This is a genomic window from Bradyrhizobium jicamae (genome assembly GCF_018130215.1).
GTDB lineage: Bacteria > Pseudomonadota > Alphaproteobacteria > Rhizobiales > Xanthobacteraceae > Bradyrhizobium > Bradyrhizobium jicamae_A.
The window spans coordinates 26,394-50,941 of sequence record NZ_JAFCKQ010000043.1; the positions used below are offsets into that span (position 1 = coordinate 26,394).

21 protein-coding genes and 1 pseudogene are annotated in these 24,548 nt (G+C 63.9%); 16 read left to right on the forward strand and 6 right to left on the reverse strand.

The genetic code is table 11. The annotated features are described in order from the left end of the window. Positions 1-754: 754 nt before the first annotated feature. The gene (locus JQ586_RS31570) at positions 755-1,597 is read right to left on the reverse strand and encodes a uroporphyrinogen-III synthase (RefSeq protein WP_212398542.1); all 843 of its coding nucleotides are present in this window, start codon (positions 1,595-1,597) and stop codon (positions 755-757) included. Between the two features lie 137 nt (positions 1,598-1,734). Here JQ586_RS31570 and purU point away from each other — a divergent pair, with 137 nt between their 5' ends. Then, positions 1,735-2,598: a formyltetrahydrofolate deformylase gene (purU, locus tag JQ586_RS31575; RefSeq protein WP_212398543.1), complete on the forward strand. Its 864-nt coding sequence runs from the start codon at positions 1,735-1,737 to the stop codon at positions 2,596-2,598. A 14-nt stretch (positions 2,599-2,612) separates the two neighbouring features. On the opposite strand, the gene JQ586_RS31580 is transcribed toward purU, so the two are convergent. Further along, entirely contained in the window at positions 2,613-2,885 is a 273-nt protein-coding gene (locus JQ586_RS31580; RefSeq protein WP_409411034.1) for a hypothetical protein, read from the reverse strand. A 390-nt stretch (positions 2,886-3,275) separates the two neighbouring features. On the opposite strand from JQ586_RS31580, the gene JQ586_RS31585 reads away from it, so the two are divergent. The 6 genes from JQ586_RS31585 (at position 3,276) to JQ586_RS31610 (ending at position 9,098) form a co-directional block, all read left to right on the forward strand. Continuing rightward, positions 3,276-4,457: an ABC transporter substrate-binding protein gene (locus JQ586_RS31585; protein ID WP_212398545.1), complete on the forward strand. Its 1,182-nt coding sequence runs from the start codon at positions 3,276-3,278 to the stop codon at positions 4,455-4,457. A gap of 126 nt (positions 4,458-4,583) precedes the next feature. Further along, entirely contained in the window at positions 4,584-5,453 is an 870-nt protein-coding gene (locus tag JQ586_RS31590; RefSeq protein WP_212398546.1) for a branched-chain amino acid ABC transporter permease, read from the forward strand. 8 nt (positions 5,454-5,461) lie between these two features. Beyond that, a complete protein-coding gene (locus JQ586_RS31595; protein WP_212398547.1) occupies positions 5,462-6,493 on the forward strand; it encodes a branched-chain amino acid ABC transporter permease in 1,032 nt (343 codons plus the stop codon). Further along, positions 6,490-7,242 carry an ABC transporter ATP-binding protein gene (locus tag JQ586_RS31600; RefSeq protein ID WP_212398548.1) on the forward strand — a complete coding sequence of 251 codons (753 nt, stop codon included), beginning with the start codon at positions 6,490-6,492 and terminating at the stop codon, positions 7,240-7,242. The genes JQ586_RS31595 and JQ586_RS31600 overlap by 4 nt, the downstream gene beginning before the upstream one ends. Beyond that, entirely contained in the window at positions 7,235-7,951 is a 717-nt protein-coding gene (locus tag JQ586_RS31605) for an ABC transporter ATP-binding protein (RefSeq protein WP_212398549.1), read from the forward strand. Before JQ586_RS31600 ends, JQ586_RS31605 begins: the two co-directional genes overlap by 8 nt. A 28-nt stretch (positions 7,952-7,979) precedes the next feature. Next, complete coding sequence (locus JQ586_RS31610) at positions 7,980-9,098, forward strand: cobalamin-independent methionine synthase II family protein (protein ID WP_212398550.1); 1,119 nt, start codon at positions 7,980-7,982, stop codon at positions 9,096-9,098. A gap of 75 nt (positions 9,099-9,173) precedes the next feature. On the opposite strand, the gene JQ586_RS31615 is transcribed toward JQ586_RS31610, so the two are convergent. Next, positions 9,174-10,913, reverse strand: a complete 1,740-nt coding sequence (locus tag JQ586_RS31615; protein ID WP_212398551.1) for a caspase family protein — start codon at positions 10,911-10,913, stop codon at positions 9,174-9,176. Positions 10,914-11,087: 174 nt separating this feature from the next. On the opposite strand from JQ586_RS31615, the gene JQ586_RS31620 reads away from it, so the two are divergent. From JQ586_RS31620 to JQ586_RS31640, 5 genes are all read left to right on the forward strand, one after another. After that, the gene (locus JQ586_RS31620; protein ID WP_212398552.1) at positions 11,088-12,443 is read left to right on the forward strand and encodes a hypothetical protein; all 1,356 of its coding nucleotides are present in this window, start codon (positions 11,088-11,090) and stop codon (positions 12,441-12,443) included. Between the two features lie 60 nt (positions 12,444-12,503). Further along, positions 12,504-13,697, forward strand: a complete 1,194-nt coding sequence (gene metK, locus JQ586_RS31625; RefSeq protein WP_212398553.1) for a methionine adenosyltransferase — start codon at positions 12,504-12,506, stop codon at positions 13,695-13,697. Between the two features lie 124 nt (positions 13,698-13,821). Continuing rightward, positions 13,822-15,249 (forward strand): adenosylhomocysteinase, encoded by a 1,428-nt coding sequence (gene ahcY / locus JQ586_RS31630; RefSeq protein WP_212398554.1) that lies wholly within the window; start codon positions 13,822-13,824, stop codon positions 15,247-15,249. 214 nt (positions 15,250-15,463) lie between these two features. Further along, entirely contained in the window at positions 15,464-15,616 is a 153-nt protein-coding gene (locus tag JQ586_RS31635; RefSeq protein WP_212398555.1) for a hypothetical protein, read from the forward strand. A gap of 886 nt (positions 15,617-16,502) precedes the next feature. Beyond that, on the forward strand, positions 16,503-17,432 hold the full coding sequence (locus JQ586_RS31640; protein WP_212398556.1) for an aspartyl/asparaginyl beta-hydroxylase domain-containing protein: 930 nt from the start codon (positions 16,503-16,505) through the stop codon (positions 17,430-17,432). A 139-nt stretch (positions 17,433-17,571) separates the two neighbouring features. Here the strand turns inward: JQ586_RS31640 and JQ586_RS31645 are convergent, their stop codons facing one another. Continuing rightward, positions 17,572-17,727, reverse strand: coding sequence for a hypothetical protein (locus JQ586_RS31645; RefSeq protein WP_212398557.1), 156 nt, complete (start codon positions 17,725-17,727; stop codon positions 17,572-17,574). 390 nt (positions 17,728-18,117) lie between these two features. Here JQ586_RS31645 and JQ586_RS31650 point away from each other — a divergent pair. From JQ586_RS31650 to JQ586_RS31660, 4 genes and pseudogenes are all read left to right on the forward strand, one after another. Then, a pseudogene (locus tag JQ586_RS31650) lies at positions 18,118-19,422 on the forward strand (NAD-dependent malic enzyme); the annotation flags it as partial. 115 nt (positions 19,423-19,537) lie between these two features. Continuing rightward, positions 19,538-19,810: a malic enzyme-like NAD(P)-binding protein gene (locus tag JQ586_RS41205; RefSeq protein WP_283815504.1), complete on the forward strand. Its 273-nt coding sequence runs from the start codon at positions 19,538-19,540 to the stop codon at positions 19,808-19,810. A 252-nt stretch (positions 19,811-20,062) separates the two neighbouring features. Further along, positions 20,063-21,403: an MFS transporter gene (locus JQ586_RS31655; RefSeq protein ID WP_212398558.1), complete on the forward strand. Its 1,341-nt coding sequence runs from the start codon at positions 20,063-20,065 to the stop codon at positions 21,401-21,403. Between the two features lie 19 nt (positions 21,404-21,422). Continuing rightward, on the forward strand, positions 21,423-21,800 hold the full coding sequence (locus JQ586_RS31660; protein ID WP_249148449.1) for an SPW repeat protein: 378 nt from the start codon (positions 21,423-21,425) through the stop codon (positions 21,798-21,800). A 139-nt stretch (positions 21,801-21,939) separates the two neighbouring features. On the opposite strand, the gene JQ586_RS31665 is transcribed toward JQ586_RS31660, so the two are convergent. Beyond that, a complete protein-coding gene (locus JQ586_RS31665) occupies positions 21,940-22,641 on the reverse strand; it encodes a fumarylacetoacetate hydrolase family protein (RefSeq protein WP_212398560.1) in 702 nt (233 codons plus the stop codon). 33 nt (positions 22,642-22,674) lie between these two features. After that, positions 22,675-24,483 (reverse strand): ABC transporter ATP-binding protein, encoded by a 1,809-nt coding sequence (locus JQ586_RS31670; protein ID WP_212398561.1) that lies wholly within the window; start codon positions 24,481-24,483, stop codon positions 22,675-22,677. Positions 24,484-24,548 lie beyond the last annotated feature (65 nt).

The following is a 24,548-nucleotide window of genomic DNA, read 5'->3' on the forward strand; positions in this document are numbered from 1 at the left end:
GTTGAGAGCTACGTTCGAGAACTTCATCGTAATTTTTCCGCGTAGCATCTCGCTCGTTTGGATCAATTGGCTGCTAAAGTGGTGCCGGAGATCGCCTCGTGATCAACTATTTGATCCCCGCACATTTCTCCTTTGACAGTAGTCCACGTAGCTCCCTATTATTGAAAGTTGCTTGCTCCATGAATTGCTCTTGCTTGCCGCCCCGCTCGTCAGTTTCTGTCGTCGGCAATTCGCTGGATGGATGCGCCATGGACAAGATGAATGTAGACAATCTAGCGCAGGTTTCCCTTCGGGAAATTCGCTCGGAGCAGTTTTCCGCTTACGAATCAATTATTCTGACAGGGCAAATGCCGGCAGAGGACGTTCTCAAGTTTATGCAGGAGAATCCTGTTTTCGCTCGGTGGTACCGTGAAAGGCGAGCGATATAACATTTGCCGCTTTTTGTGCGTACCGATCCGACTCGCCAGAGGCCGAGTTTTGTGCCTTCAAGAGGCAGCTTTGCAAATAGAGCTCATCTCCGTACCGATGCGCAAGCCTTCCGATCAATGTGGACGTAACGGACGCTGAAGCCTCAGCCTACAAGGGCTTCGATTTCGCATGAACCTTGCAAGTCTACCCAGCGTTTTGATTGGTAGCAAAGGTTGTGTTGGCGCCCTATTGACGACGCTGTTTGGCGAAAATTCAAACTTGTTTGAGAATGGCGGCCGATTCGCTCGTTGAGCGCAAAATTTGCGCGGAATTAGCGGCGAGCATGTCAGCAACTTACCGCTCGTGGCGGGCTCTTCGCCAGCGCCGTTGCCATTGCCGAGATCAGCGGCTTCATGAAGAAGGCGTCGTTCGCCGGATAGATGTCCGCGTCGAGGCCATGGGCCTGCAATTCGTCCGACACGACCGGCCCGATCGAGGCGATCGGCGTTGTCTTCAATCCGTAGCGCAACCGATCTTCACAATGATGCGCCTTGGCGACGTCGATCAGGCGGCGGACCTGGCCGGAACTCGTGAGCGCGATTGCATCGATGCGGCCCTGCGCCATTTCGTTGATCGCAGTGACGATGTTGGCGTCGGCAACCTGCGCGTCATAGACGTAGGGCAGCACCGAATCGACCTCCGCAAGCTGCGCCGTGATGGCGCCGATCAGCCGGCCGTGATCCTTGTCCGGATAAAGCTGCAGGCCGAGGCGATGGCCCCTGAGGTCGAGCTTCGAAAGCATCTCGGCGATGCCTTCCGAGGTCGGCTTCTCCGTCGTCATCTGCGGCTCCAGACCGATCTCGCGCAGCGCGCGGCCGGGCTTCGGGCCGCGGGCGAATTTGCGCGCCCTGGCGAGGCCGCCGACGAATTCCGCCTCGAGCCCGATCCGCCGCACCACCTTCATGAGACGCCGCAGGCCTTCGCCGGTCATCAGCACGAGGTCGTCGAGCGGCCGCTCGACTGCCCGCCGGATCCAGGCCTCGATCGGCGCCGGGTCGGGTGCATCGTGGATCGTGAACATCGGACATTGCAGCACGTCCGCGCCCTGATCGGTGAGCAGGCGGGAGAACTGCGCCTCTTCGCGGGTCTCGAGGATCAGAATGCGATAGCCGTTCAGCCGGTCAGCCATGATAGTGCCTTAACGAACATTGCCGTCATTTGTTCGATTTGAACCCTGCGGCAGGATTGGCGCAAGAGCGTCGGCGGTGATAGACGAGGGCCGTAATTCGCCGTTTCGCGCTCCTGCACAAGTCTTGGTCAATTTGCATGCTCGACCATCAGATCGTTCTCACCCTGTCCTGTCCGGATCGTCCGGGGATCGTCTCGGCGGTCACGACCTTCCTGGCCCATAACGGCCAGAACATCCTGGATGCCCAGCAATTCAGCGATATCGAGACTGGCAAGTTCTTCATGCGGGTGGTGTTCACCGCGGCGGACCTTGTGGTCGAGTTGGCGGCGCTAAGGACCGGCTTTACGGCGATCGCCGAGCGTTTCGGCATGGAATGGCAGATGCGTGACCGCGCCAGCCGCCGCCGCGTGATGCTGCTGGTGTCCAGGTCCGATCATTGCCTGGTTGATATCCTCTATCGCTGGCGCACCGGCGAGCTCGAGATGATCCCGACCGCTGTCGTCTCCAACCACCCGCGCGAGAGCTACGGCGCGCTCGATTTCGGCGACATCCCGTTCCATTATCTGCCGGTGACGAAGGAGACCAAGCGTCAGCAGGAAGACGCGGTGTGGAAGCTGGTCCAGGACACCCAAACTGATCTCGTGGTGCTGGCGCGCTACATGCAGATCCTGTCGGACGAGATGTCGGCGCGGTTGTCCGGCCGCTGCATCAATATCCATCATTCATTCCTGCCGGGCTTCAAGGGCGCCAAGCCATACCATCAGGCCCATGAGCGCGGGGTCAAGCTGATCGGCGCCACCGCGCATTACGTCACCAGCGATCTCGACGAGGGGCCGATCATCGATCAGGACGTCGAACGCATCAGCCATCGCGACACCCCTGGGGATCTTGTGCGCAAGGGCCGAGACATCGAACGCAGGGTGCTGGCGCGCGCTATTCGCTGCCATCTCGCCGACCGCGTAATTCTGAACGGGCGCAAGACCGTGGTGTTCGTCGATTAGCCTTCTCGAGGGGCCTAATGCACGGCGTCCTGCGAGGTCGATGTCGACGTCGTCGCCGGCTTGGTCGCAGCCTTGGGCTCATCGCCGCGCTCGGCGGCAGGTAGCAGGCGCTTGCGCTCCCGCTCCTTCATGAACGCGTCGTATTCGGGCGTTCCCTGCCGTGGCGGAATGTCGGCGGGTTCGCCGCCGGCCCAGACGGGGAGAACATAGCCGGCTCCGGCCGCGAGCTTCTCGTTGATCGTGCTGCATCCACTGAGCGCGGAGGCCGCGAACACGAGCGCGGTCATGACAAGGATATGGCGGATGCGGTTTGGCATGGGGGCAGGATAGGATGCTTGTCTTTCAGGATGTTGGATTTGAGGCGCGACGCTTCTTCCCCAATTGTGCTGCTTTGTTGACAGCCTCATTCCATTTGTACAATCGTACAAATGGCGATCGGCGAATCCCGGATCGCGTGGTGTTGCATTGGCGGTTGAGTTTCGTCCTGCGTTGATGGTATCATAATACTATATGGATTGTCCTCGCCGGGGCTCAACACTCGCCCATCGTCCGATTGACAATGGGGCAGGGGAAGACGCCATGTCGCGTTGCTGCTTGGCTGCAAAGCACGTGGGTCAACCAACGTAAGGCAGGGCCGGGGGCTCGGTTCGAGAAGGCTGCAAGGGGGAGGAACGTTCATGTTCGATCGTCGCAAGATGTTGCTGTGGGCCGCCACGACGGCCGCCATCCCGGCGCTCTGCGCCGCCGCGCCGGCGCGCGCGGAGGATGCCGTGAAGATCGGCCTGATCTTGCCGATGACCGGTGGCCAGGCGTCGACCGGCAAGCAGATCGACAACGCCATCAAGCTCTACATGCAGCAGAAGGGCGACACCGTCGCCGGCAAGAAGATCGAGATCATCCTGAAGGATGACGCTGCGATGCCCGACAACACCAAACGCCTCGCCCAGGAACTGATCGTCAACGACAAGGTCAGTTTCATCGCCGGTTTCGGCGTGACGCCGGCGGCGCTGGCCGCCGCGCCCCTGGCGACCCAGGCGAAGATCCCGGAAGTCGTGATGGCGGCCGGCACCTCCATCATCACCGAGCGGTCGCCCTATATCGTGCGGACCAGCTTCACCCTGGCGCAGTCCTCCACCATCATCGGCGACTGGGCCGCCAAGAACGGCATCAAGAAGGTGGCGACGCTGACCTCCGACTACGCGCCGGGCAACGATGCGCTGAATTTCTTCAAGCAGCACTTCACGGCCGGCGGCGGCGAGATCGTCGAGGAGGTCAAGGTCCCCCTGGCCAATCCCGACTTCGCGCCGTTCCTGCAGCGCATGAAGGATTCTAAGCCCGACGCGATGTTCGTGTTCGTGCCGGCCGGGCAGGGCGGCAACTTCATGAAGCAATACGCCGAGCGCGGCCTCGACAAGAGCGGCATCAAGGTGATCGGACCGGGCGACGTGATGGACGATGACCTGCTGAACAACATGGGCGATGCGGCGCTCGGAGCGGTCACGGCGCATCTCTATTCGGCAGCGCACCCGTCGCAGATGAACAAGGATTTCGTCGCCGCCTACAAGAAGGCGTTCGGCAACCGCCCGGGCTTCATGGCGGTGAGCGGTTATGACGGCATCCACTTGATCTACGAGGCGCTCAAGAAGACCAATGGCAATACCGATGGCGACAAGCTGATCGAGGCCATGAAGGGGATGGCGTGGGAGAGCCCGCGCGGCCCGATCTCGATCGATCCGGAAACCCGCGATATCGTGCAGAACATCTATATCCGCAAGGTCGAGAAGGTGGACGGCGAGCTCTACAATGTCGAGTTCGAGACCTTCAACGCGGTCAAGGATTCCGGCAAGACCAAGAAGTGACGAGGTCGCCTTTGCCGGGCACATGCTCCGCGCTTTCCCCGTCATGGCCAGGACAAGCCCGGCCATGACGATGTTTTGGATGTTCCCGGGGTAGTCTCTGCTATGTTTCCCTGCACGAGCTGATCCATGGCCTCTGTCCTCACCAACCTGTTCGACGGCGTCGCCTATGGCATGCTGCTGTTCGTGCTCGCGTGCGGACTTGCGGTGACGCTCGGATTGATGAACTTCATCAATCTCGCGCATGGCGCCTTCGCTATGGCGGGCGGCTATGTCTGCGCCGTGCTGGTGAACAATTCCGGCTGGCCGTTCTTCGCCGCACTGCCGCTCGCCTTCGTCGCCAGCGCCGCGATCGGCGTCGTGCTGGAGCGCACGCTGTATCGCCATCTCTACGTCAGAAGTCATCTCGACCAGGTGCTGTTCTCGATCGGCCTTGTCTTCATGTCGGTGGCGGCGGTCGACTACATGATGGGATCGTCGCGGGTCTTCATCAAGCTTCCGGCGGCGCTGGAAGGCCAGATCGATCTGTTCGGTGTCGGCATCGGCCGCTACCGGCTGATGATCATCGTGATCTGCGGCCTGTTGACGGTCGCCCTGCAGCTCATCCTGGCCAAGACGCGGTTCGGCAGCCGCCTGCGTGCGGCGGTCGACGATCCGCGCGCCGCGATCGGGCTCGGCATCAACGTGCCGCAGGTGTTTGCCTTTACCTTTGCATTCGGTTGTGGCCTCGCCGGCCTCGGCGGTGCCCTCAGCGCAGAGATCCTCGGGCTCGATCCGTACTTTCCGCTGAAGTTCATGATCTACTTTTTGATCGTTGTGACAGTGGGCGGCTCCTCGAGCATCACCGGCCCGTTCCTTGCCTCGCTCCTGCTTGGCATCGCCGATGTCGCGGGGAAATATTACGTGCCGAAGATGGGGCCGTTCGTGATCTACACAGTCATGATCGTGATCCTGATCTGGCGCCCGAACGGCCTGTTCGGCCGCACCGCCGCGCGTTGAGCCCCGACATGACTGCGCTTTCCGACGTCTCCTCCCATGCAGTGGCCAGCGCGCGCTGGCGGATCAGCGAGGTCGCGTTCTGGGTGCTGGCGCTGGCCTGCGCCTTCCTGTTCCCGTCGCGCTATCTGATCATGACCGACATCGTTCGGCTCGGGCTCTTCGCGCTGTCGCTCGATCTGATCCTCGGCTATGCGGGCATCGTCTCGCTCGGCCACGCGGCGTTCTTCGGCGTCGGCGCCTATTCCGCCGGACTGTTGGCGCTGCACGGCGTCATCAACGAGCCCGTGATTGCGCTCATCGCCGCCGGTCTCGTTGCGGCGGTGCTCGGCTTCCTGACCAGCTTCCTCGTTATTCGCGGTGTCGACCTGACGCGGCTGATGGTGACGCTCGGCATCGCGCTGCTTCTGGAGGCGCTGGCCGAGCGCTTTTCCGATATCACCGGGGGCACCGACGGCCTGCAGGGTATCGAAATGCAGCCGATTCTCGGGCTGTTCGCCTTCGACATGTTCGGCAAGACCGGGTTGTTCTATTCGCTGATCGTGCTGTTCATCCTGTTCCTGCTCGCGCGGCGGATCGTGCATTCGCCGTTCGGCCTGTCGTTGCGCGCGATCAGGAATAATCCGCTGCGCGCGGCCGCGATCGGCATACCGGTCAATCGCCGGCTGATCGCGGTCTACACGCTCGCCGCGTTCTACGCTGGCATCGCCGGCGCGCTGTTCACCCAGACCACCGCGCTCGCCTCGCTCGACGTCTTCGCCTTCGAGCGCTCCGCCGACCTGATGCTGCTGCTCGTCATCGGGGGCACCGGCTATCTCTATGGCGGCCTGATCGGCGCCGTCGTGTTCAAGATGCTGCAGGAATTGTTTCAGAGCATCACCCCGCAATACTGGCTGTTCTGGATCGGCCTCGTGCTGGTCGTGATGGTGATGGTCGGCCGCGCGCGCATCCATCGCTGGGTGCTGTTCGTGCCAAACCTGATCATCCGCCAGTTTGCAGGACGCAAGGCCGTCGTCGCCATTCCCGAGAGGGACGCGTCATGACAACAGCCCTGGAAACCCGCGGCCTCGAGAAATCCTTCGGCGGCCTCCGCGTCACCCGCGACCTCTCGCTGAAGGTGACGCAGGGCGCCCGCCATGCGCTGATCGGGCCGAACGGCGCGGGCAAGACCACTGTGATCAATCAGCTCACCGGCGTGCTCAAGCCGAACAGCGGCCGCATCCTGCTCGAAGGCGCCGACATCACCGATCTTCCGGTGCACAAGCGGGTGCTGCGTGGCCTGTCGCGGACCTTCCAGATCAACCAGCTCTATGCCGACCTCTCTCCGCTCGAGACCATCGGGCTGGCGGTGTCCGAACGGATGGGGCGCGGCGGCGACTGGTGGCCGCGGATGGGGACGCGCGACGGCGTCAACGCGGAGATCGCCGAGATTCTCGCGCACTTCCATCTGCTCGACGTCATGACCGAACTCACCGCAACGCTGCCTTACGGCAAGCAGCGCCTGCTCGAGATCGCGGTCGCCATCGCCGCCAAGCCGCGGGTGCTGCTGCTCGACGAACCCGCCGCCGGCGTACCCGAGAGCGAGCGCCACGACATCCTGGCCGCTGTCGCTGCACTGCCGCGCGATGTCACTGTGCTCCTGATCGAGCACGACATGGATCTGGTATTCTCCTTCGCCGACCGCATCTCGGTGCTGGTCAATGGCGGCCTGCTCACCGAAGGCGCGCCCGACGAGGTCGCACGTGATCCGCAGGTCAAGGCAGTCTATCTCGGTGAGGCGGCCGATGCCTGATCTGCTCTCGATCCAGGGCCTGCGTGCCGGATATGGCGAGGCGGTGGTGCTGCCGGGAATGACGCTCGCACTAGCCGAGGGGCAGGTGCTGGCGCTGTTGGGGCGCAACGGCACCGGCAAGACCACGCTGATCAATTCGATTGTCGGCATCGTCAGGCGTTTCGGCGGCAGCGTCGCGCTCGCAGGCACGGACATTACGACACTGCGGCCGGACCAGCGTGCGCGCGCCGGCATCGGCTGGGTGCCGCAGGAGCGCAACATCTTCCGCTCGCTGACGGTCGAGGAAAACATGACCGCGGTGGCGCAGCCCGGGCCGTGGACGGTCGGACGCGTGTACGAGATGTTCCCGCGGCTGAAGGAGCGCCGGGGCAATTTCGGCAACCAGCTCTCCGGCGGCGAGCAGCAGATGCTGGCGATCGGCCGCGCGCTGACGCTGAACCCGAAAGTGCTGCTGCTCGACGAGCCGACCGAGGGACTTGCGCCGATCATCGTTGCGGAACTGCTGAGGGCGATCGGAACCATCACGCGCTCGGGTGGCATCTGTTCGATCATCGTCGAGCAGAATGCGCAAAAGATTCTCGGGCTCGCCGACCGCGTTGTAATATTGGAGCGCGGCACGATCGTGCACGACGCCGCAAGCAGCGCGCTGAAGGCCGATCCCGCCGTTCTCGAGCGCCACCTCGGCGTCTCCGGCGCCAAGAAGCATTGATCGAAGCACTGATCTCAGGGAGTTGACCATGCAGCGAACCAAGCCTCCATTCCGCGCCGACGAGGTCGGCAGCCTGTTGCGGCCGGCCAAGATAAAGGAAGCCCGCGCCAGGCTCGAGAAGGGCGAAATCTCGGCCGACGAGTTGCGCAAGGTCGAGGACATGGAGATCGAGAAGGTCGTGCACAAGCAGGCCTCGATCGGCCTCAAGCTCGCCACCGACGGCGAGTTCCGCCGCTCCTGGTGGCACTTCGATTTCCTCAGTCACCTGACCGGCTGCGAGCTGTTCCATCCCGACACGGGCATTCAGTTCGCGGGCGTGCAGACCCGGCACGACGCGATCAGGGTGATCGGCAAGCTCGATTTCCCCAATCATCACCCGATGCTCGATCATTTCAGATTCCTGAAGAAGTACGCCGACCAGGCGCATGTCACGCCGAAGATGACGATCCCCTCGCCAGCGGTGCTGCACTTCCGCGGCGGCCGCAAGCTGATCTCGAAGGACGTCTATCCTGATCTCGAGGAGTTCTACCAGGATCTCGGCCGGACCTACCGTAAGGCGGTGCAGGCGTTCTACGAGGCCGGCTGCCGCTATCTGCAATTCGACGACACGGTGTGGGCCTATCTCTGCTCGCAGGAGGAATTGCAGAAGTCGCGCGACCGCGGCGACAATCCCGACGGGCTGCAGGAAATCTACGCCCGCATCATCAACTTCGCGATCGCCGATCGCCCGTCCGACATGGTGATCACGACGCATGTCTGCCGCGGCAATTTCCGCTCGACCTGGATCTCGTCCGGCGGCTACGAGCCGGTCGCCGAGACCATGCTGGCGGGCACCAACTACGACGGCTACTTCCTCGAATATGATTCCGACCGCGCCGGCGGCTTTGAGCCGCTGCGCTTCCTGCCCAGGGGCAACAAGGTCGTGGTGGTCGGCGTCATCACCTCGAAATTCGGCGAGCTCGAGAAAAAAGACGACATCAAGCGGCGACTGGAGGAGGCGGCGAAGTTCGCACCCATCGAGCAGCTCGCTGTGTCGCCGCAGTGCGGCTTCGCCTCGACCGAGGAGGGCAACATCCTCTCCGAGGAAGAGCAGTGGGCCAAGCTGCGGCTCGCGGTCGAGGTCGCGAACGAGGTGTGGGGGAAATAGCCTCTGCTGTTTCTTCCCTGCGTGGACGCATGGATTGCTTCGCGTCGCTCGCAATGACGGGGATAGACCAGTGCTTCATTTCTCCGCCAGATAGACCTCGCCGAGCAGCGACGAGTTCGACCACGGCACCTGCTTGCCCCTGGTTGCGGCGACGACCTCGGCGCGGACCCGCGTCAGCATCTGCTGCACCTCGAGGCCGGGCGTGCCGATATGGCGCGACAGTGCCGCCGAGAACGGGCTGTTGGCGCCTTCGCCGTCGAGCGCGACCTTGCCCGGCGCGGTCGCGAACGCGATCAGCGTCCCTGCGCCGAGCGTCGAGCCGGCCCCGAGCGAGGCCGGCGCGGCGAGGCCCGATCCGGCCTCGATGCCGCGACTGGGGCCTGCGGTGGCGACCTGCGGCCCCATCGGATTGTTGCGGCAAGCATCGAGGATCACGATGTTGGTGCGGATCTGGTCGTCAAGCCCGGCCAGGATCGTATCCATGTCGACCATCGCATCGGTGATGCGGCCGCCGGCCTTGAATTCGATGTCGACGGGCACGAGGTAGTTGCGGCCGTCGATCTGCACGCCATGGCCGGCGTAGTAGACCACCGCGATCTGCGACTGTGCCGCCTCGCGCAGGAACTCGTGGATCGTGGTCTGCATGTCATTGCGATCGAGATTGATGCCTTCGGTGACGGCGAATCCGATGTCGCGCAGGTTTTTTGCGATCGCACGAGCGTCGTTGGTCGGATTGGGCAGCGCGGTCACATGGGCATAGGAGCCGTTTCCGATCACCAGCGCGACGCGCCGGCCGGTCGCCGCGGCCTGCGCCCGCGCTGCAGGCGGAGTAGCCGTTGCAGCAGCAGGCGCGCTCGCAGCCGGTTTGGGGCTCGGGCTTGCCTCGGCGGCAGGCGGGGCGGCTGCGGCCTTGCGCGGCGCTGCGTCCGCCTCCTTGAGCAGCGCGAGCCGCACCTTCGCGGTGGCCTGGTTGGACTTGCTGCCGGCATCGGAGGCCTGGCCTTCGAGGGCGGCGGCATAATCCTGCCTGGCATGCTCGGCGTCGCCCCTCGCCTCGTGGGCGAGGCCGCGCTGGGTATAGGCCGAGATCAGCACGCTGCCCGGCGGCGTCATGATGTTGGCAGGGGCTTTCGCCTTCGCCAGCCGGATCGCCTCGGTCGCATCTGAAATCGCGCGGTCGATGTCGCCCCTGGCGCGCCAGATCACGGCGCGATTGATCAGCGGCTGCGGCAGCGACGGATCGATCCGGATGGCTTCGTTGATGTCGGTCAGCGCACCGTCGAGCTCGCCGAGCGCCTGCTTCGAGATGCCGCGGTTCTGATAGGAGAAGGCCGATTTGGGGTCGGCCTTGATCGCGGCGTCATAGTCGGCGATCGCCCTGGTGAAATCGCCCTTGGCGCGCCAGGCGTTGCCGCGATTGTGGAAGATGATGCCGCTCGGCGGCCCGATGCGCAGCGCGTCGTCGAAGTCGGCGATTGCGATGTCGTACTCGCCCTTGTCGTAATAGGCCGAGCCGCGCAGATTGTAGATGGCGACGCTGGGCTTGAGGCGGATCGCCTCGGTGGCGTCGGCAATCACCTGCGGGTAGTTGCCCTTCTTGTTCCAGCCGACCGCGCGCCAGAAATATATCGTCGCGAGCTTCTCGCCGGAAAACACCTTCAGCGCGATGATCTTGCTGCAGGCAGCGATCATCTGGTCGGCCGGCGTGGTCTCGGTGGTGCAGAGTGGGCCAAGCTGCGAGGGTGACTGGCCGAGGCAGGGTGCGGCCCACAACACAATGGCAACCAGGGCGGGGATCAGGAGCAGGCGGCGCATGTGTCATCCAGGGGCAGAGGTTTGCGACAATCGGGCGACAGATGGCCGCCGATAGATGTTTTGTGATCTGACCGCAGAGGGGGTTCAATTGGTGGGAAATTGGTGATAAGAGGTCGGTTCCTGCTAACTCTGCCCACTTTCGTCCCACCCGTCGCCCCGCCCAATCCAGGCCCCATGAAGAACGACGAAATCCTCAGTCAGATCACGGATTTCTGCCGTCGCAGCGACATGGCGGAGACGACGTTCGGCCGCCGTTCCGTCAACGACGGCAAGCTTGTGCACCGGCTGCGCGAGGGCAAGCGCATCACCATCGACACGCTCGATCGCATCAACGGCTTCATCGCCGCGTCGACGCCGGGCGGGATGGCGCCGCCCCGCGGCCTTGTCGTGCCGCCGGAGAAGCGCGACCCCAGGGGCAATTTCCGCTTCTTCGAGAACCGCCAGCGCTACCTGCTGTTTGTCCACACCTGCAGCGAGAAGCGGGTCATCGCCGACCGGGTTGCGCTGGAATTGTCCGCTATCCAGCCGCGGCCGCCGGCGCTGCGCGTGTTCGACGCCGGGATGGGCGACGGCACCGTGCTGACGCGCGTGTTGCGCGCCATGCATGTTCGCTTTCCCCACATGCCGTTCTACGTGGCCGGGAAGGAACTGAGCCTGGAAGACGTCCGGCTGACGCTGGGCAAGGTGCCCGACCGTCTGCTCGAGCACCCTGCGACCGTCTTCGTGTTCACCAACATGTATTACGCCGAGGCACCCTGGCTGGCGCCCAAATCCTCGGCCGCCGCCGCCAGCATGATCTGGCACGAGGTGCCGTTGCGCGGAGGCTCGTCGGGCGAATTCGAGGCGCAGATCGCAGACCTTGGCCCATTTCTTGAGCAGAATTGGCGTGCCAATGTCAGCCCGCGAACCGCCATGCCGATCTATGAGCGTCCGGTGGCGCTGGTGCTGTACCGGGACGACCACCGGTTCCTGCTCGATTCCATCATCCCTCGGGCCGGCAAGACCGAGGCCAATTTCGATCTCGTGATCGCCTCGCAGCCCTATCGGGCCAAAGCCTCGGTGAATTTCCGTGCCAAACACATCATCGCGCCGCTGGCGCGGGCGTTGCGCGGCGGCGGACGCCTGATAGGAATCCACTCCCACGGCCACGATCCGGGGCTTGAAATCATTCAAGCCGTGTGGCCCGGGGAAAACCCTTTCGCCGTCAATCGCCATGAGATATTGCGCGCTGTGAAGTACGAACTGGGCGCGGCCGGTCGCGAGCTCAACTTTAATGCATACGCCGATAACCGCTCGATCTTTCGATATGATATGGAGGCGCTGCCGAACGAGGTGACCGGTTCGATCGGAACCTCCACGGCCTTTGCAGCCTGGAACGCGGCGGTGTATGTCGCCCAGATTGAAGACGATCGGTTGACCGACATGACTGACAGCGCGAGGACCCTCGATGCAACCCGAGAGGTTCTGCGCAGACACAACGGGCTCTGGTTCTACGACGAATCCTACGTCATCTCGCGTCGTCGAGACTGACATTCCATGACACCCCATGACAACCACCGCCGGAATGGCGATCACTGAGAGGTTTTGCTGATGCGCGCGTCCTATCTGTTCACCAGCGAGTCGGTTTCCGAAGGCCATCCGGACAAGGTCTGCGACCGCATTTCCGACGAGATCGTCGATCTGTTCTATCGCGAAGGGCCGAAGGCCGGGATCGACCCCTGGCAGATCCGCGCAGCGTGCGAAACGCTCGCCACCACCAACAAGGTGGTGATTGCCGGCGAAACCCGCGGCCCGAGTTCGGTCACCAACGACCAGATCGAGGGCGTGGTTCGCTCTGCGATCAAGGACATCGGCTACGAGCAGGACGGCTTCCACTGGGAGAAGTGCGACATCGAGATCCTGCTGCATCCGCAGTCGGCCGACATCGCTCAGGGCGTCGACGCGCAGCAGCCGGAGAACAAGGAAGAGGGCGCCGGCGACCAGGGCATCATGTTCGGTTACGCCACCAACGAGACGCCCGACTTGATGCCGGCCCCGATCTTCTACGCCCACAAGATCCTCCGGCTGATCTCCGAAGCGCGCCACTCCGGCCGCGAGAAGGTGCTGGGTCCGGACTCCAAGAGCCAGGTGACCGTGCAGTACGAGAACGGCAAGCCGGTCGGCGTCCGCGAGATCGTGGTCTCGCACCAGCATCTGGTCGAGGACATCTCGTCCAAGCAGATCCGCGACATCGTCGAGCCCTATGTGCGCCAGGCGCTGCCGAAGGAATGGATCAGCGACAAGACGATCTGGCACATCAACCCGACCGGCAAGTTCTTCATCGGCGGTCCCGACGGTGACTCCGGCCTCACCGGCCGCAAGATCATCGTCGACACCTACGGTGGGGCGGCCCCGCATGGCGGCGGTGCGTTCTCCGGCAAGGACCCCACCAAGGTCGACCGCTCGGCGGCCTATGCCGCGCGCTACGTCGCCAAGAACGTCGTCGCGGCCGGCCTCGCCGACCGCTGCACGTTGCAACTCGCCTATGCGATCGGCGTGGCGCGTCCGCTGTCGATCTACATCGACACCCACGGCACCGGCAAGGTGGCGGAGGATCAGCTCGAGAAGGCGGTCGCCAAGGCGATGGACCTGACCCCGCGCGGCATCCGCAGCCATCTCGACCTCAACCGCCCGATCTACGCGCGCACCTCGGCCTACGGCCATTTCGGCCGTACGCCGGACAATGAGGGCGGCTTCTCCTGGGAGAAGACCGATCTCGTCGAGCCGTTGAAGCGCGCGCTGTAACGCCTGCATCGTTCCGGGTCGCTCGCGCGAGCGGGCGAACCCGGAATCCCTCCATCATTTCCATTGTCCGGGTTCGCCTCCTCGAGGCGCCCGGCAACGACCAGCTCAACAACAGGACGCTCTCATGAACGCCCCCACGAAGCCCGGCTTCACCGACTACATCGTCAAGGACATCACGCTCGCCGATTTCGGCCGCAAGGAGATCTCGCTCGCCGAGACCGAGATGCCCGGCCTGATGGCCACCCGAGAGGAGTTCGGCCCGAAGCAGCCGTTGAAGGGCGCGCGCATCGCCGGCTCCCTGCACATGACGATCCAGACAGCGGTCTTGATCGAGACGCTGGCGGCGCTCGGCGCCGACATCCGCTGGGTCTCCTGCAACATCTATTCGACCCAGGACCACGCGGCGGCCGCGATCGCCGCCGCCGGCATCCCGGTCTTCGCGGTCAAGGGTGAGACGCTCGCCGAATACTGGGACTACACCGCAAGACTGTTCGACTGGCACGGCGGCGGCACTCCGAACATGATCCTCGACGACGGCGGAGACGCCACCATGCTGGTGCATGCGGGCTTCCGCGCCGAGCAGGGCGACACGGCATTTCTCGACAAGCCGACCTCCGAGGAGGAGGAGATCTTCTACGCGCTGGTCAAGCGCCTGCTGAAAGAGAAGCCGAAGGGCTGGTTCGGCGCGATCGCCAAGAACATCAAGGGCGTCTCGGAAGAGACCACCACGGGCGTGCATCGCCTCTACGAGATGGCCAACAAGGGCACGCTGCTGTTCCCGGCGATCAACGTCAACGACAGCGTCACCAAGTCGAAATTCGACAACCTCTATGGCTGCCGTGAATCGCTGGTCGACGGCATCCGCCGCGGCACCGACGTGATGCTGTCGGGCAAGGTCGCGATGGTTGCGGGCTTCGGCGACGTCGGCAAGGGCTCGGCGGCCTCGCTGCGTCAGGCCGGCTGCCGCGTCATGGTCTCCGAGGTCGATCCGATCTGCGCGCTGCAGGCGGCGATGGAAGGCTACGAGGTCGTGACGATGGAAGATGCCGCGCCCCGCGCCGACATCTTCGTCACCGCGACCGGCAACAAGGACATCATCACCATCGACCACATGCGCGCGATGAAGGATCGCGCCATCGTCTGCAACATCGGTCACTTCGACAACGAGATCCAGATCGCCAGCTTGCGCAATCTGAAGTGGACCAACATCAAGCCCCAGGTCGACGAGATCGAATTCCCCGACAAGCACCGCATCATCCTGCTGTCGGAGGGGCGCCTCGTGAACCTCGGCAATGCGATGGGCCACCCGTCCTTCGTGATGTCGGCGTCCTTCACCAACCAGACGCTGGCGCAGATCGAACTGTTCGCCAACAACAAGGACGGTCAGTACGACAAGAAGGTCTACGTGCTGCCGAAGACACTCGACGAGAAGGTCGCGCGCCTGCACCTCGCCAAGATCGGCGTCAAGCTGACCGAGCTGCGCAAGGATCAGGCCGACTACATCGGCGTCAAGCAGGAAGGCCCGTACAAGGCGGACCACTACCGCTACTGATCCGCGTCCGTTGCGATCGACACTCGAAAGCCCCGGCATCGTCCGGGGCTTTTTGTCAGGGCGGCAGCTGTCGAGGGCGCATCGGCGCGGCCTATCCGTTGTTTGGCGTATATGCGGCAGCGGCGGAACCGGCGATCGTGGCCGGAGGGTTAACGCCGGATTAACCGGCGGCGCATAGGCTTCCCGGGTCGAGGCTGCAGGAGGACCTGGTCCCATGGAAGCCCAGAGGATTGCGGTTGACGCCGTGGTTGCGCTGACCGATTGCGACCGTGACGCCGTCATCGCCTTCATCCGCAAGCTCTATCTCGCCGGCGTCCGCGACCCCAAGCGCCTGACTTTCAAGGGCCTGCAGGCGCTGCGCGGGTAAGGGGTCCGATTCACATATCAGACAACGGTGTCATCACCCGCGCATATGCGGGTGATCCTGCATCCAGAGGCGGCTGGCTTGAGCCGATGGGCCGCGACATACTGGGTCGCCCGCTTTCACGGGCGATGACAATTGTGGGTGGGGACACAGTTTCGCATTCTCGCGACATGATTGCCCGAGCCTTGTCTTTCGTTTCGCCCTCATCGAGGAGAGGGCGCAGGGAAAGCCGGGTGCCGATCGCACCCATGGGCCCCGTGCAATGTAGAAAGCACGGGGGTAGGACCACAGGTGTAACCGGAAACAACCCGGCTTCCCTGCGCGATGGGTTACGGCTTATACGTACTCTCCCCGGTGAGACTGGGCTTTCTTGTCACCGCTTCCGCAAAGACGCTTGCGCGTCTTGCGAGAGGACACCTGCCACCAGGGCGTCAGGCCTGCACGATTTCGCCGTCCGCCTCATGCGCTCTCGTCAGCCACGCATGCGGCGTCCACCGCATCCCACACCACGTTCGTGACGATCGCGAGCCGCCCCTCAATCGGGTGGGACGGGCGGAATTGAACATCTGATTTGCCCGACGGCGAAAGCGAAATCTTTTTCTGCCCAAATCACGTTGATAATTCGAATGAATTTCGTCTCGTTGCGCATCGCGTCTCGCTTCCGCGAGCGCTCGCGGTCAGCAGTTCCAGTATAGGAGCCACCCTTCACTTTCGGTGAGCGAATGCTTACAACAATCAAGACGGCCCCGCGGCTGGGGGTGTGATCCGGATCGTGCCGCGGAGCCAATTTGCGACCAAAGGGGGATTTCGCTGACATCGATGCGCTCTCGCCATCCTCCCTCGGGGGAGGGAGGCCGATAGCGTCGACCGGCTGCGATCTTAGATCGACATGTTGAGACAACTCTTCGCGCCGCAGCTCGTCATTCTGTATGTGCTGGTGGCTTCCACTCTCTACGTTCACTTCCGCGGCAAGCAGCGGCTGCGCTTCGCGCGCCAGCTCGGCGACCACCCGACCTACCTCGCGCCCTACAACGTGCTGATGTATGCGGGCTCGGCCGTGCCCAACACGCCGGTGATCCCGGTCGAGCAGTTTCCCGAGCTGAAGAAGCTTGGCGACAATTGGGAAACCATCCGGGACGAGGCCACCCGTCTGTTCGACGAGGGCTTCATCCGCGCCGCCGCCAAGAACAACGACTGGGGCTTCTATTCGTTCTTCAAGAGCGGCTGGAAGCGGTTCTATCTGAAATGGTATGACGACTTCCTGCCGTCGGCGCGCACGCTGTGCCCGAAAACGGTCGAGCTGCTCAACTCGATCCCGAGCGTGCACGGCGCGATGTTCGCGATGCTGCCGCCGGGAGGCAAGCTCGGGGCGCATCGCGATCCCTTCGCCGGCTCGCTGCGCTATCACCTCGGTCTCGTCACGCCGAACTCGAACAAGTGCCGCATCCTGGTCGACGGCGTCGAATGCGTCTGGCGCGACGGCGAGGCCTTCATGTTCGACGAGACCTTCATCCACAGCGCCGAGAACACCACGGACGTCAACCGCATCATCCTGTTCTGCGACGTCGAGCGTCCGATGAAGTACGGCTTCATGACCCGAATGAACCGCTGGGTCAGCCACAACATCGTCAAGGCCTCGGCCACGCAGAACGTCGACGGCGAGCATGTCGGCGCGCTGAACAAGGTGTTCGGCAAGCTCTACGAGATCCATCTCGCCAGCCGCAAGGTCAAGGAGTGGAATCGCAACGTCTACTACACGCTGAAGTATTCGGTGACCGCGCTGATCCTCGGCCTGATCGTGGTGTCGGCGCTGCGGTGATTGCGGCAGCAAGATAGCTCGGGGCAAGGAAAAGGCCTGGAGCTCGCTCCAGGCCTTTTTTCTGAGACGCATAGACCCGGGGCTAGTGGCGCGATGCGCTCAGAACTGGGGCGTGAGCTGCGAGACGTAGCGGCGGGAATCAGTCGCGTTCGAAAACCCTGGCGCCGGGATAGACGCGCCTGGCGTACGCGACGACCCACTCCCGGTCCTGAGTCTCCAGGAACGGAGTCCGGATCTTGCACGACCCGACAATGAGGTGCCACAGGCCATTAAGCTTCTGAATGTTGACGATCATTTGAGTGTTCCTCAACGAACCCGCAGTCCAGCAGACGCTTTGTTCTCGTAACAGTCTTGCAATTCACACCCGGGAGCAGTGATCCTGATCACGCAACTCGCGCCCGCCTAAAGAGGATTGCTATCGTTGGTCGCGCCTCCGGAGCGGGAAGTTCGAGGCTAGGGCAGCCGCGAGTATCGAGAGGCTCGCTCCATCGCTCAATTGTACGAGCGTAAGCACAGGGCATGACAAGGTTCAGAGAGGCCATACCAAGGTATATCGACGTCTGTCCGGAGCTGGGGCGTGTCGGGCGACGTTCAACCTTGCCGGGCACGATGTCCTTCGCTCTCCGATCCGTTACACTGGAGTGATACAGTCCCGTCAGGCATTCCGCACCGAAGGGACCTCGTCATGTCGGAGACATCAGGAGCTTTCGCGACCACTGCGCTGAGCGGCTACGAGCTGCTGGCCGATCCGCAATTGAACAAGGGCACCGCGTTCTCCGAGGCCGAGCGCGACGCGTTCGATCTGCACGGCCTGCTGCCGCCCAGCGTGCTGACGCTGGACGAGCAGGTGTCGCGCCGGCTCCAGGCGCTGCGCGGCTACGAGACCGATCTCGAGCGCTATGCCTTCCTGCGCGAGTTGCAGGATACCAACGAGACCCTGTTCTACGCGCTCCTCGTCTCCAACCTGGAAGAGCTGCTGCCGATCGTCTACACGCCGACCGTCGGCGAGGGTTGCCAGCACTTCAGCCGCCTGTTCCGCAAGCCGCGCGGCCTGTTCCTCAGTATCCCGCACAAGGGGCGGATCGATCGGATCCTCGCGCACCCGCGCTTCGACAAGGTCGAGGCAATCGTCGTGACCGACGGCGAGCGTATCCTCGGCCTCGGCGACCAGGGCGCCGGCGGCATGGGCATCCCGATCGGCAAGCTGGCGCTCTATACCGGTTGCGGCGGCCTGCACCCCGCGACGACGCTGCCGATCCTGCTCGACGTCGGCACCGACAATCCGGACTGCCTCGCCGATCCGCTCTATATCGGCTGGCGCAACGAGCGCGTCCGCGGCCAGGAGTACGACGACTTCATCGAGGCCTTCATCTCGGCCGTGGTGAAGCGCTGGCCGCGCGTGCTGCTGCAATGGGAGGATTTCGCCAAGAACAATGCGACGCGGATGCTCGATCGCTATCGCGACCGGCTCTGCACCTTCAACGACGACATCCAGGGCACCGCGGCGGTCGCGACCGGCGCTCTGCTCGCCGCCATCAACGTCACGGGAGTGCCGCTCACCGAACAGCGCGTCGCCGTGCTCGGCGCAGGCTCGGCCGGCTGCGGCATCGCCAGCCAGATCCGCGCCGCCATGCGCGATGCCGGCCTCTCCGAGCGCGAGGCGGCGACGCGCTTCTTCATGGTCGACCGCGACGGGCTGCTGCTCGAGGGCATGACCGGGCTTGCCCCGTTCCAGCTTCCCTTCGTCCAGAACAGGCAGGCGATCGGCGACTGGAAGCTCAGCCATCCCGACAAGATCGGGCTGCTCGACGTCGTGCGCAACGCCCGGCCGACGGTGCTGATCGGCGTGTCCGGCCAGGCCGGCGCCTTCTCCGAGCCGATCGTCCGCGCGATGGCGGAGGCCAACAAGCGGCCGGTGATCTTCCCGCTGTCGAACCCGACCTCGCGCGAGGAAGCAACGCCCGCGGATATCGAGGCCTGGACCGAAGGGCGGGCGCTGATCGGCGTCGGCAGCCCGTTCCCGCCGATCACGCGCGACGGCGCCCGCTTCAAGGGTCGACCAGACCAACAACTCCTACATCTTCCCAGGTGTCGGCCTCGGCGCGCTGGCGGTCGGCACCAGCCGCGTCAGCGACGGCATGTTCATGGCCGCTGCGAAGGCGCTGGCGAGTTCCTCGCCGGCACGAGACAACCCCAAGCACAATCTGCTTCCGCCGGTCAGCGCACTGCGCGAGGTCGCGGAGAGCGTCGCGCTCGCGGTCGCGCTCCAGGCGCACAAGGAAGGGCTCGTCACCGACGTTGCGATCGACCAGATCGAGCAGCGCATCCGCGCCAAGATGTGGACGCCTGGATACATCCCCTATCGCCGCACGGCCTGAGCGCCAGCAGCAGCGCCTGCGCAAGGCGAAAGCCCCGGAGCCAGAGCACGGGGCTTTCTCATTGTTGCGAGATGCGCCTGCGTCAGAGGTCGAGGTCGTCGAGGTGATTTGCGCCTCAAGCGGGAGTGCGTTCGACCAAAGTTCTAGCCCCTGGTTCCAGTTCCGCTGGAACTGTCGGAGATGCTGGATCGTTTGTGATCAAACGACCGAACCAACCATCTTCGCGGGGGCCTGACCGAGGGAGATGCTCCCATGGCAACGCTTGGCCTCGACGCCACCCAACTCAGCCCATCCGAGCATCAGCTCCAGCTTCGTCGGGCTGTGATCGCGTCCACGATCGGGACCGCGATCGAATGGTATGATTTCTTCCTCTACAGCACCGTCACCGGTCTCGTATTCGCAAAGCTGTTCTTTCCGCATTCCGATCCTTGGGTCGGCACGCTGGAGGCGTTCGCGATCTATGCGGTCGGATTCGTAGCCCGCCCGATCGGCGCGGCTATCTTCGGGCATTACGGCGACCGCATCGGCCGCAAGTCGACGCTGATCGCGACGCTGCTTCTGATGGGACTGGCGACGGCGGCCGTCGCCGTGGTGCCGACCTATGCGAGTGCCGGCATCTGGGGCGCGGTGATCCTGACCGTGCTGCGGTTCATCCAGGGCGTCGGCGTCGGCGGTGAGTGGGGCGGCTCGGTCCTGATGTCGATGGAATGGGCGCGCAACAACCGCTCGCGCGGGTTGATCGCCTCGTGGCCGCAATTCGGCGTGCCCTGCGGCCTGTTCATCGCCAATCTCGCCGTGCTGGCGTTCAGCCAGATGTCGGGCGACAAGTTCCTGGCATGGGGCTGGCGGATTCCGTTCGCACTCAGCCTCATCCTGGTCGCCGTCGGCCTCTACATCCGGCTCGGCATCATGGAAACGCCCGTGTTCTCGAAGTTGCTGGCCGAGCGCCAGGTCGACCGCACGCCGATGCTGACGGTGATCAGGGAGCATCCAACCGAGATCCTGCTGTCGGCGTTCGCGCGCATGGCTGAGCAGGCGCCGTTCTACATCTTCACAGCCTTCGTGTTTTCCTACGGCATCGGCACGCTTCATTTCACGCGGGACCTGTTGCTGACGGCGGTGCTCGCCGCCTCGGTGGTGTCGTTCGTCTCGATCCCGGTGTTCGGGTACGTGTCCGACCAGATTGGCCGCAAGAACATGTACATGATCGGCGCCGTCGTAACCGGCGTGTTCGGCTTCATCTACTTCGCCATGCTCAATACCGGATCCGAGCCGATCGTCTTCCTAGCGATCGTGCTGTCACTGATCCCGCACGACATGCTGTATGGGCCGCAGGCTGCGCTGATCGCCGAGAGCTTCACCGGACGCTTGCGCTACAGCGGTTGCTCGCTCGGCTATCAGCTCGCCTCCGTGATCGCCGGCGGCCCCGCGCCGCTGATCGCGGCGTGGCTGTTCGGCGTCTACAAATCCGCGACTGCGATTGCGATCTATATCGCGGTCTGTGCGGTCATCACCCTGATCGCGACGGCCTTGATGACCGACTACACCGGCAAGGACATCAACGCTGCGGATGCGCATCCGCAGCGGAGCTGAGTTCAATGGAGGGCCTGACATGATGAAATGGCGGAGTGAATCGGCGCTCGATGTCTACAATCTCGTGGTCGCGATCTTCCTGCTCGCCGCGCCCTGGATGTTCGTGCGCGCCAATCCGGCCGCGGCGATCGATCTCAGGCTGAGTGGTGCGGTGATCGCGCTGCTGTCGCTGGCGGCGATCGTCGCGTTTTCCGTCTGGGAGGAGTGGATCAATCTCGCCGTCGGCTGCTGGCTGATCGCCTCGCCTTGGCTGCTCGGCTTCGCCCACAGCCGCGCGATGCATTTCAGCATCGCAGCAGGGGGCGTGGTGATATTCATGTCCCTGCTCGAGCTTTGGCTCGAATACGAGAAGACCCATCTCGGCCCTGCCGCGTCGCACGTCACCGAGAGGCACTAGCTCCAGGTTCTTGACGCGTTTTCCTTACGCGTCGCTCGAAAACGCAGTGGAAGGCCCGTACAAAAAGAAGGTCGACACAAGAGAGCCCCGGACGCGACGTCCGGGGCTCTTGCCTGTCCGTGAACCGTAACGGCTCGTCCTATTCCGGCTTGCCGATCGACACCTTCAGCGTGCCGACACCGTCGACGCCGCACTCGATGACGTCGCCGGGCTGCAGCTGCGACACGCCGGCCGGCGTGCCCGTCATGATGATGTCGCCGGCGGCGAGCTTCACCTGCTGGGACAGCTGCCAGATGATCTCGGGCACGTTCCAGATCAGCTCGGTGAGGTCGCCCTTCTGGGCTTCCTTGCCATTGACGGTGAGCCAGATCTTGCCGCTGGTCGGATGGCCGATCTTCGCGGCCGGCTGGATCGCGGAGCAGGGCGCGGAATGGTCGAACGACTTGCCGATCTCCCACGGCCGCTCCTTCTTGCGCGAGGCAAGCTGCAGGTCGCGGCGGGTCAGGTCGATGCCGACGGCATAGCCGTAGACATGCTCCAGCGCCTTGTCGGCCGGGATGTTCAGCCCGCCGCTCTTCAGCGCGACGACGAGCTCGACCTCGTGATGCAAATCCTTGGTCAGCGGCGGATAGGGGATGGTGGCGCCGTCGGCGACCAGCATGTCGGCATGCTTGGCGAAGAAGAAGGGCGGCGCGCGCTCGTCATTGCCCATCTCGCGGATGTGCTCGAGATAGTTGCGGCCGACACACCAGATGCGGCGGACCGGGTAGATGCCGCCCTCGCCGACGACGGGAAGCGAGGCCTGCGGAGGAAGCGGGATGACGGAGGACGCGACGTTCATGAGATGGTCTCGCTGCTCGTGAGGGAAATGGGTCTAGCCCGTCGCGCTGATCGGCGCCAGCGCCGGCGGTGTGTCATGGTGGTGCTGCAGCCGGAAGAACGAGGCGTAGCGGCCGCCGCGGCGCAACAGCTCCTCGTGGCGCCCGCGCTCGACGATCTCGCCGCCCTCGACCACGAGGATGGCGTCGGCATGCATGATGGTGTGCAGGCGGTGCGCGATCACGATCGTGGTGCGGTTCCGGCAGAGATGCTCGATCGCTTCCTGCACCTGCTTCTCGGATTCGGAATCGAGCGCCGCAGTGGCCTCGTCGAGCAGGATGATCGGCGCGTTCTTGATCAGCGCGCGGGCGACCGCGATGCGCTGGCGTTGGCCGCCAGAGAGCTGGGTGCCGTGCTCGCCGACCGGCGTGTCGTAGCCGAGCGGGAAGCTCATGATGAAGTCATGGGCGCAAGCCGCCTTGGCCGCCTCGACGATCTCGGCCTCGGTGGCGCTATCCCTGCCGAAGGCGATGTTGGCGCGGATGGTATCGCGGAACAGGTAGACGTCCTGCCCGACATAGGCGGTCTGCCGGCGCAGCGATTTTCGCGACACCGCCGAGACCGACTGCCCGTCGATCAGGATCGTGCCATCAGTCGGCTCGTAGAAGCGCAGCAGCAGCGCCAGCACGGTCGACTTGCCGCCGCCGGAGGGCCCGACCAGCGCGGTGACCTTGCCCGGCTCGGCAGTGAAGCTCATGTGGTTCAGCACCGGCTCACCGGGGCGATAGGCGAAGGAGACGTCGCGCAACTCGATCCGCGCGTCGGTCAGCTTCAGCTCCGGCTTGTCGTCGTCGGACTGCTCGCTCGCCGGGCTGTCGACCACCTCGAGCAGCATCCGCGCACCGACCAGCTGGCTGTTGAGATCGATGTTGAGCCGGGCCAGCCGCTTGGCCGGCTCGGTCGCCATCAGGAACGCGGTCAGGAAGGAGAAGAACTGGCCGGGCGTGGCGCCGAGCGCCACCACGCTGTAGCCGCCATAGAGCAGGCAGCCGGCCACCGCAAAGCCGCCCAGCATCTCCATCAGCGGATTGGAGCGGTTGGCGACCCGCGCCATCTTGTTGGCGTTGCGCTCGACGGTCGCGATGTGATCGTCGATCCGCTGCTGCATTGTGTCTTCGAGCGTGAACGCCTTTACGGTGCGGATGCCCTGCAGCGATTCCTGCATCGTCTCCAGGATGTCCGCGGTGCCGGTGAACTGGTTGTAGGCGAGCCCCTTGATCCGTTTCACCAGCTTGCGCAGCACGAGCATCGCCGGCGGCACCGCGACGAACCCGATGATCGACATCAGGGGATCCTGCCACACCATCACGCCGAGCATGCTGATCAGCATCAGGAAGTCACGGCCGATCGCATTGACCAGCATGTTGAGCACGTCGGTGATCGACCTGGCGCCGGCGGTGAGCCGCGCCAGGAACTCGGACGAATGCCGCGTCGAGAAGAAGCCGATGCTTTCGCTCATCAGCTTGGCGAACAGCCGCCGCTGGTTGCCGGCGAGGATGGCATTGGAGATCTTGTTGAGGATCACCATGTGGCCGTAGGTCGCCACGCCCTTGATGAACAGCAACACGCAGGTGACGCCGGCGAACATGGCGATGCCGGGGACGTTCTTGTCGACATAGGCCTGGTTGATGACCTGACCGAGCACGTAGGTCGCCGCCGCGGTCGAGCCGGCCGCAACGGCCATCAGGCCGAACGCCATCAGGTAGCGCCGCCAGTAGGTGATCCCCTGTTCCAAGACCAGGCGGCGAATCAGGATCGCTGCGCCGTAGGGATCGTCGGTGATTTTCTTTGGAAACTGGGCCATCCGCGTTCCATTGACGGCGTGGCGCGGCCAGCCGTCAGGGTTGCGGAGACTCCTTGCCCGCTTGG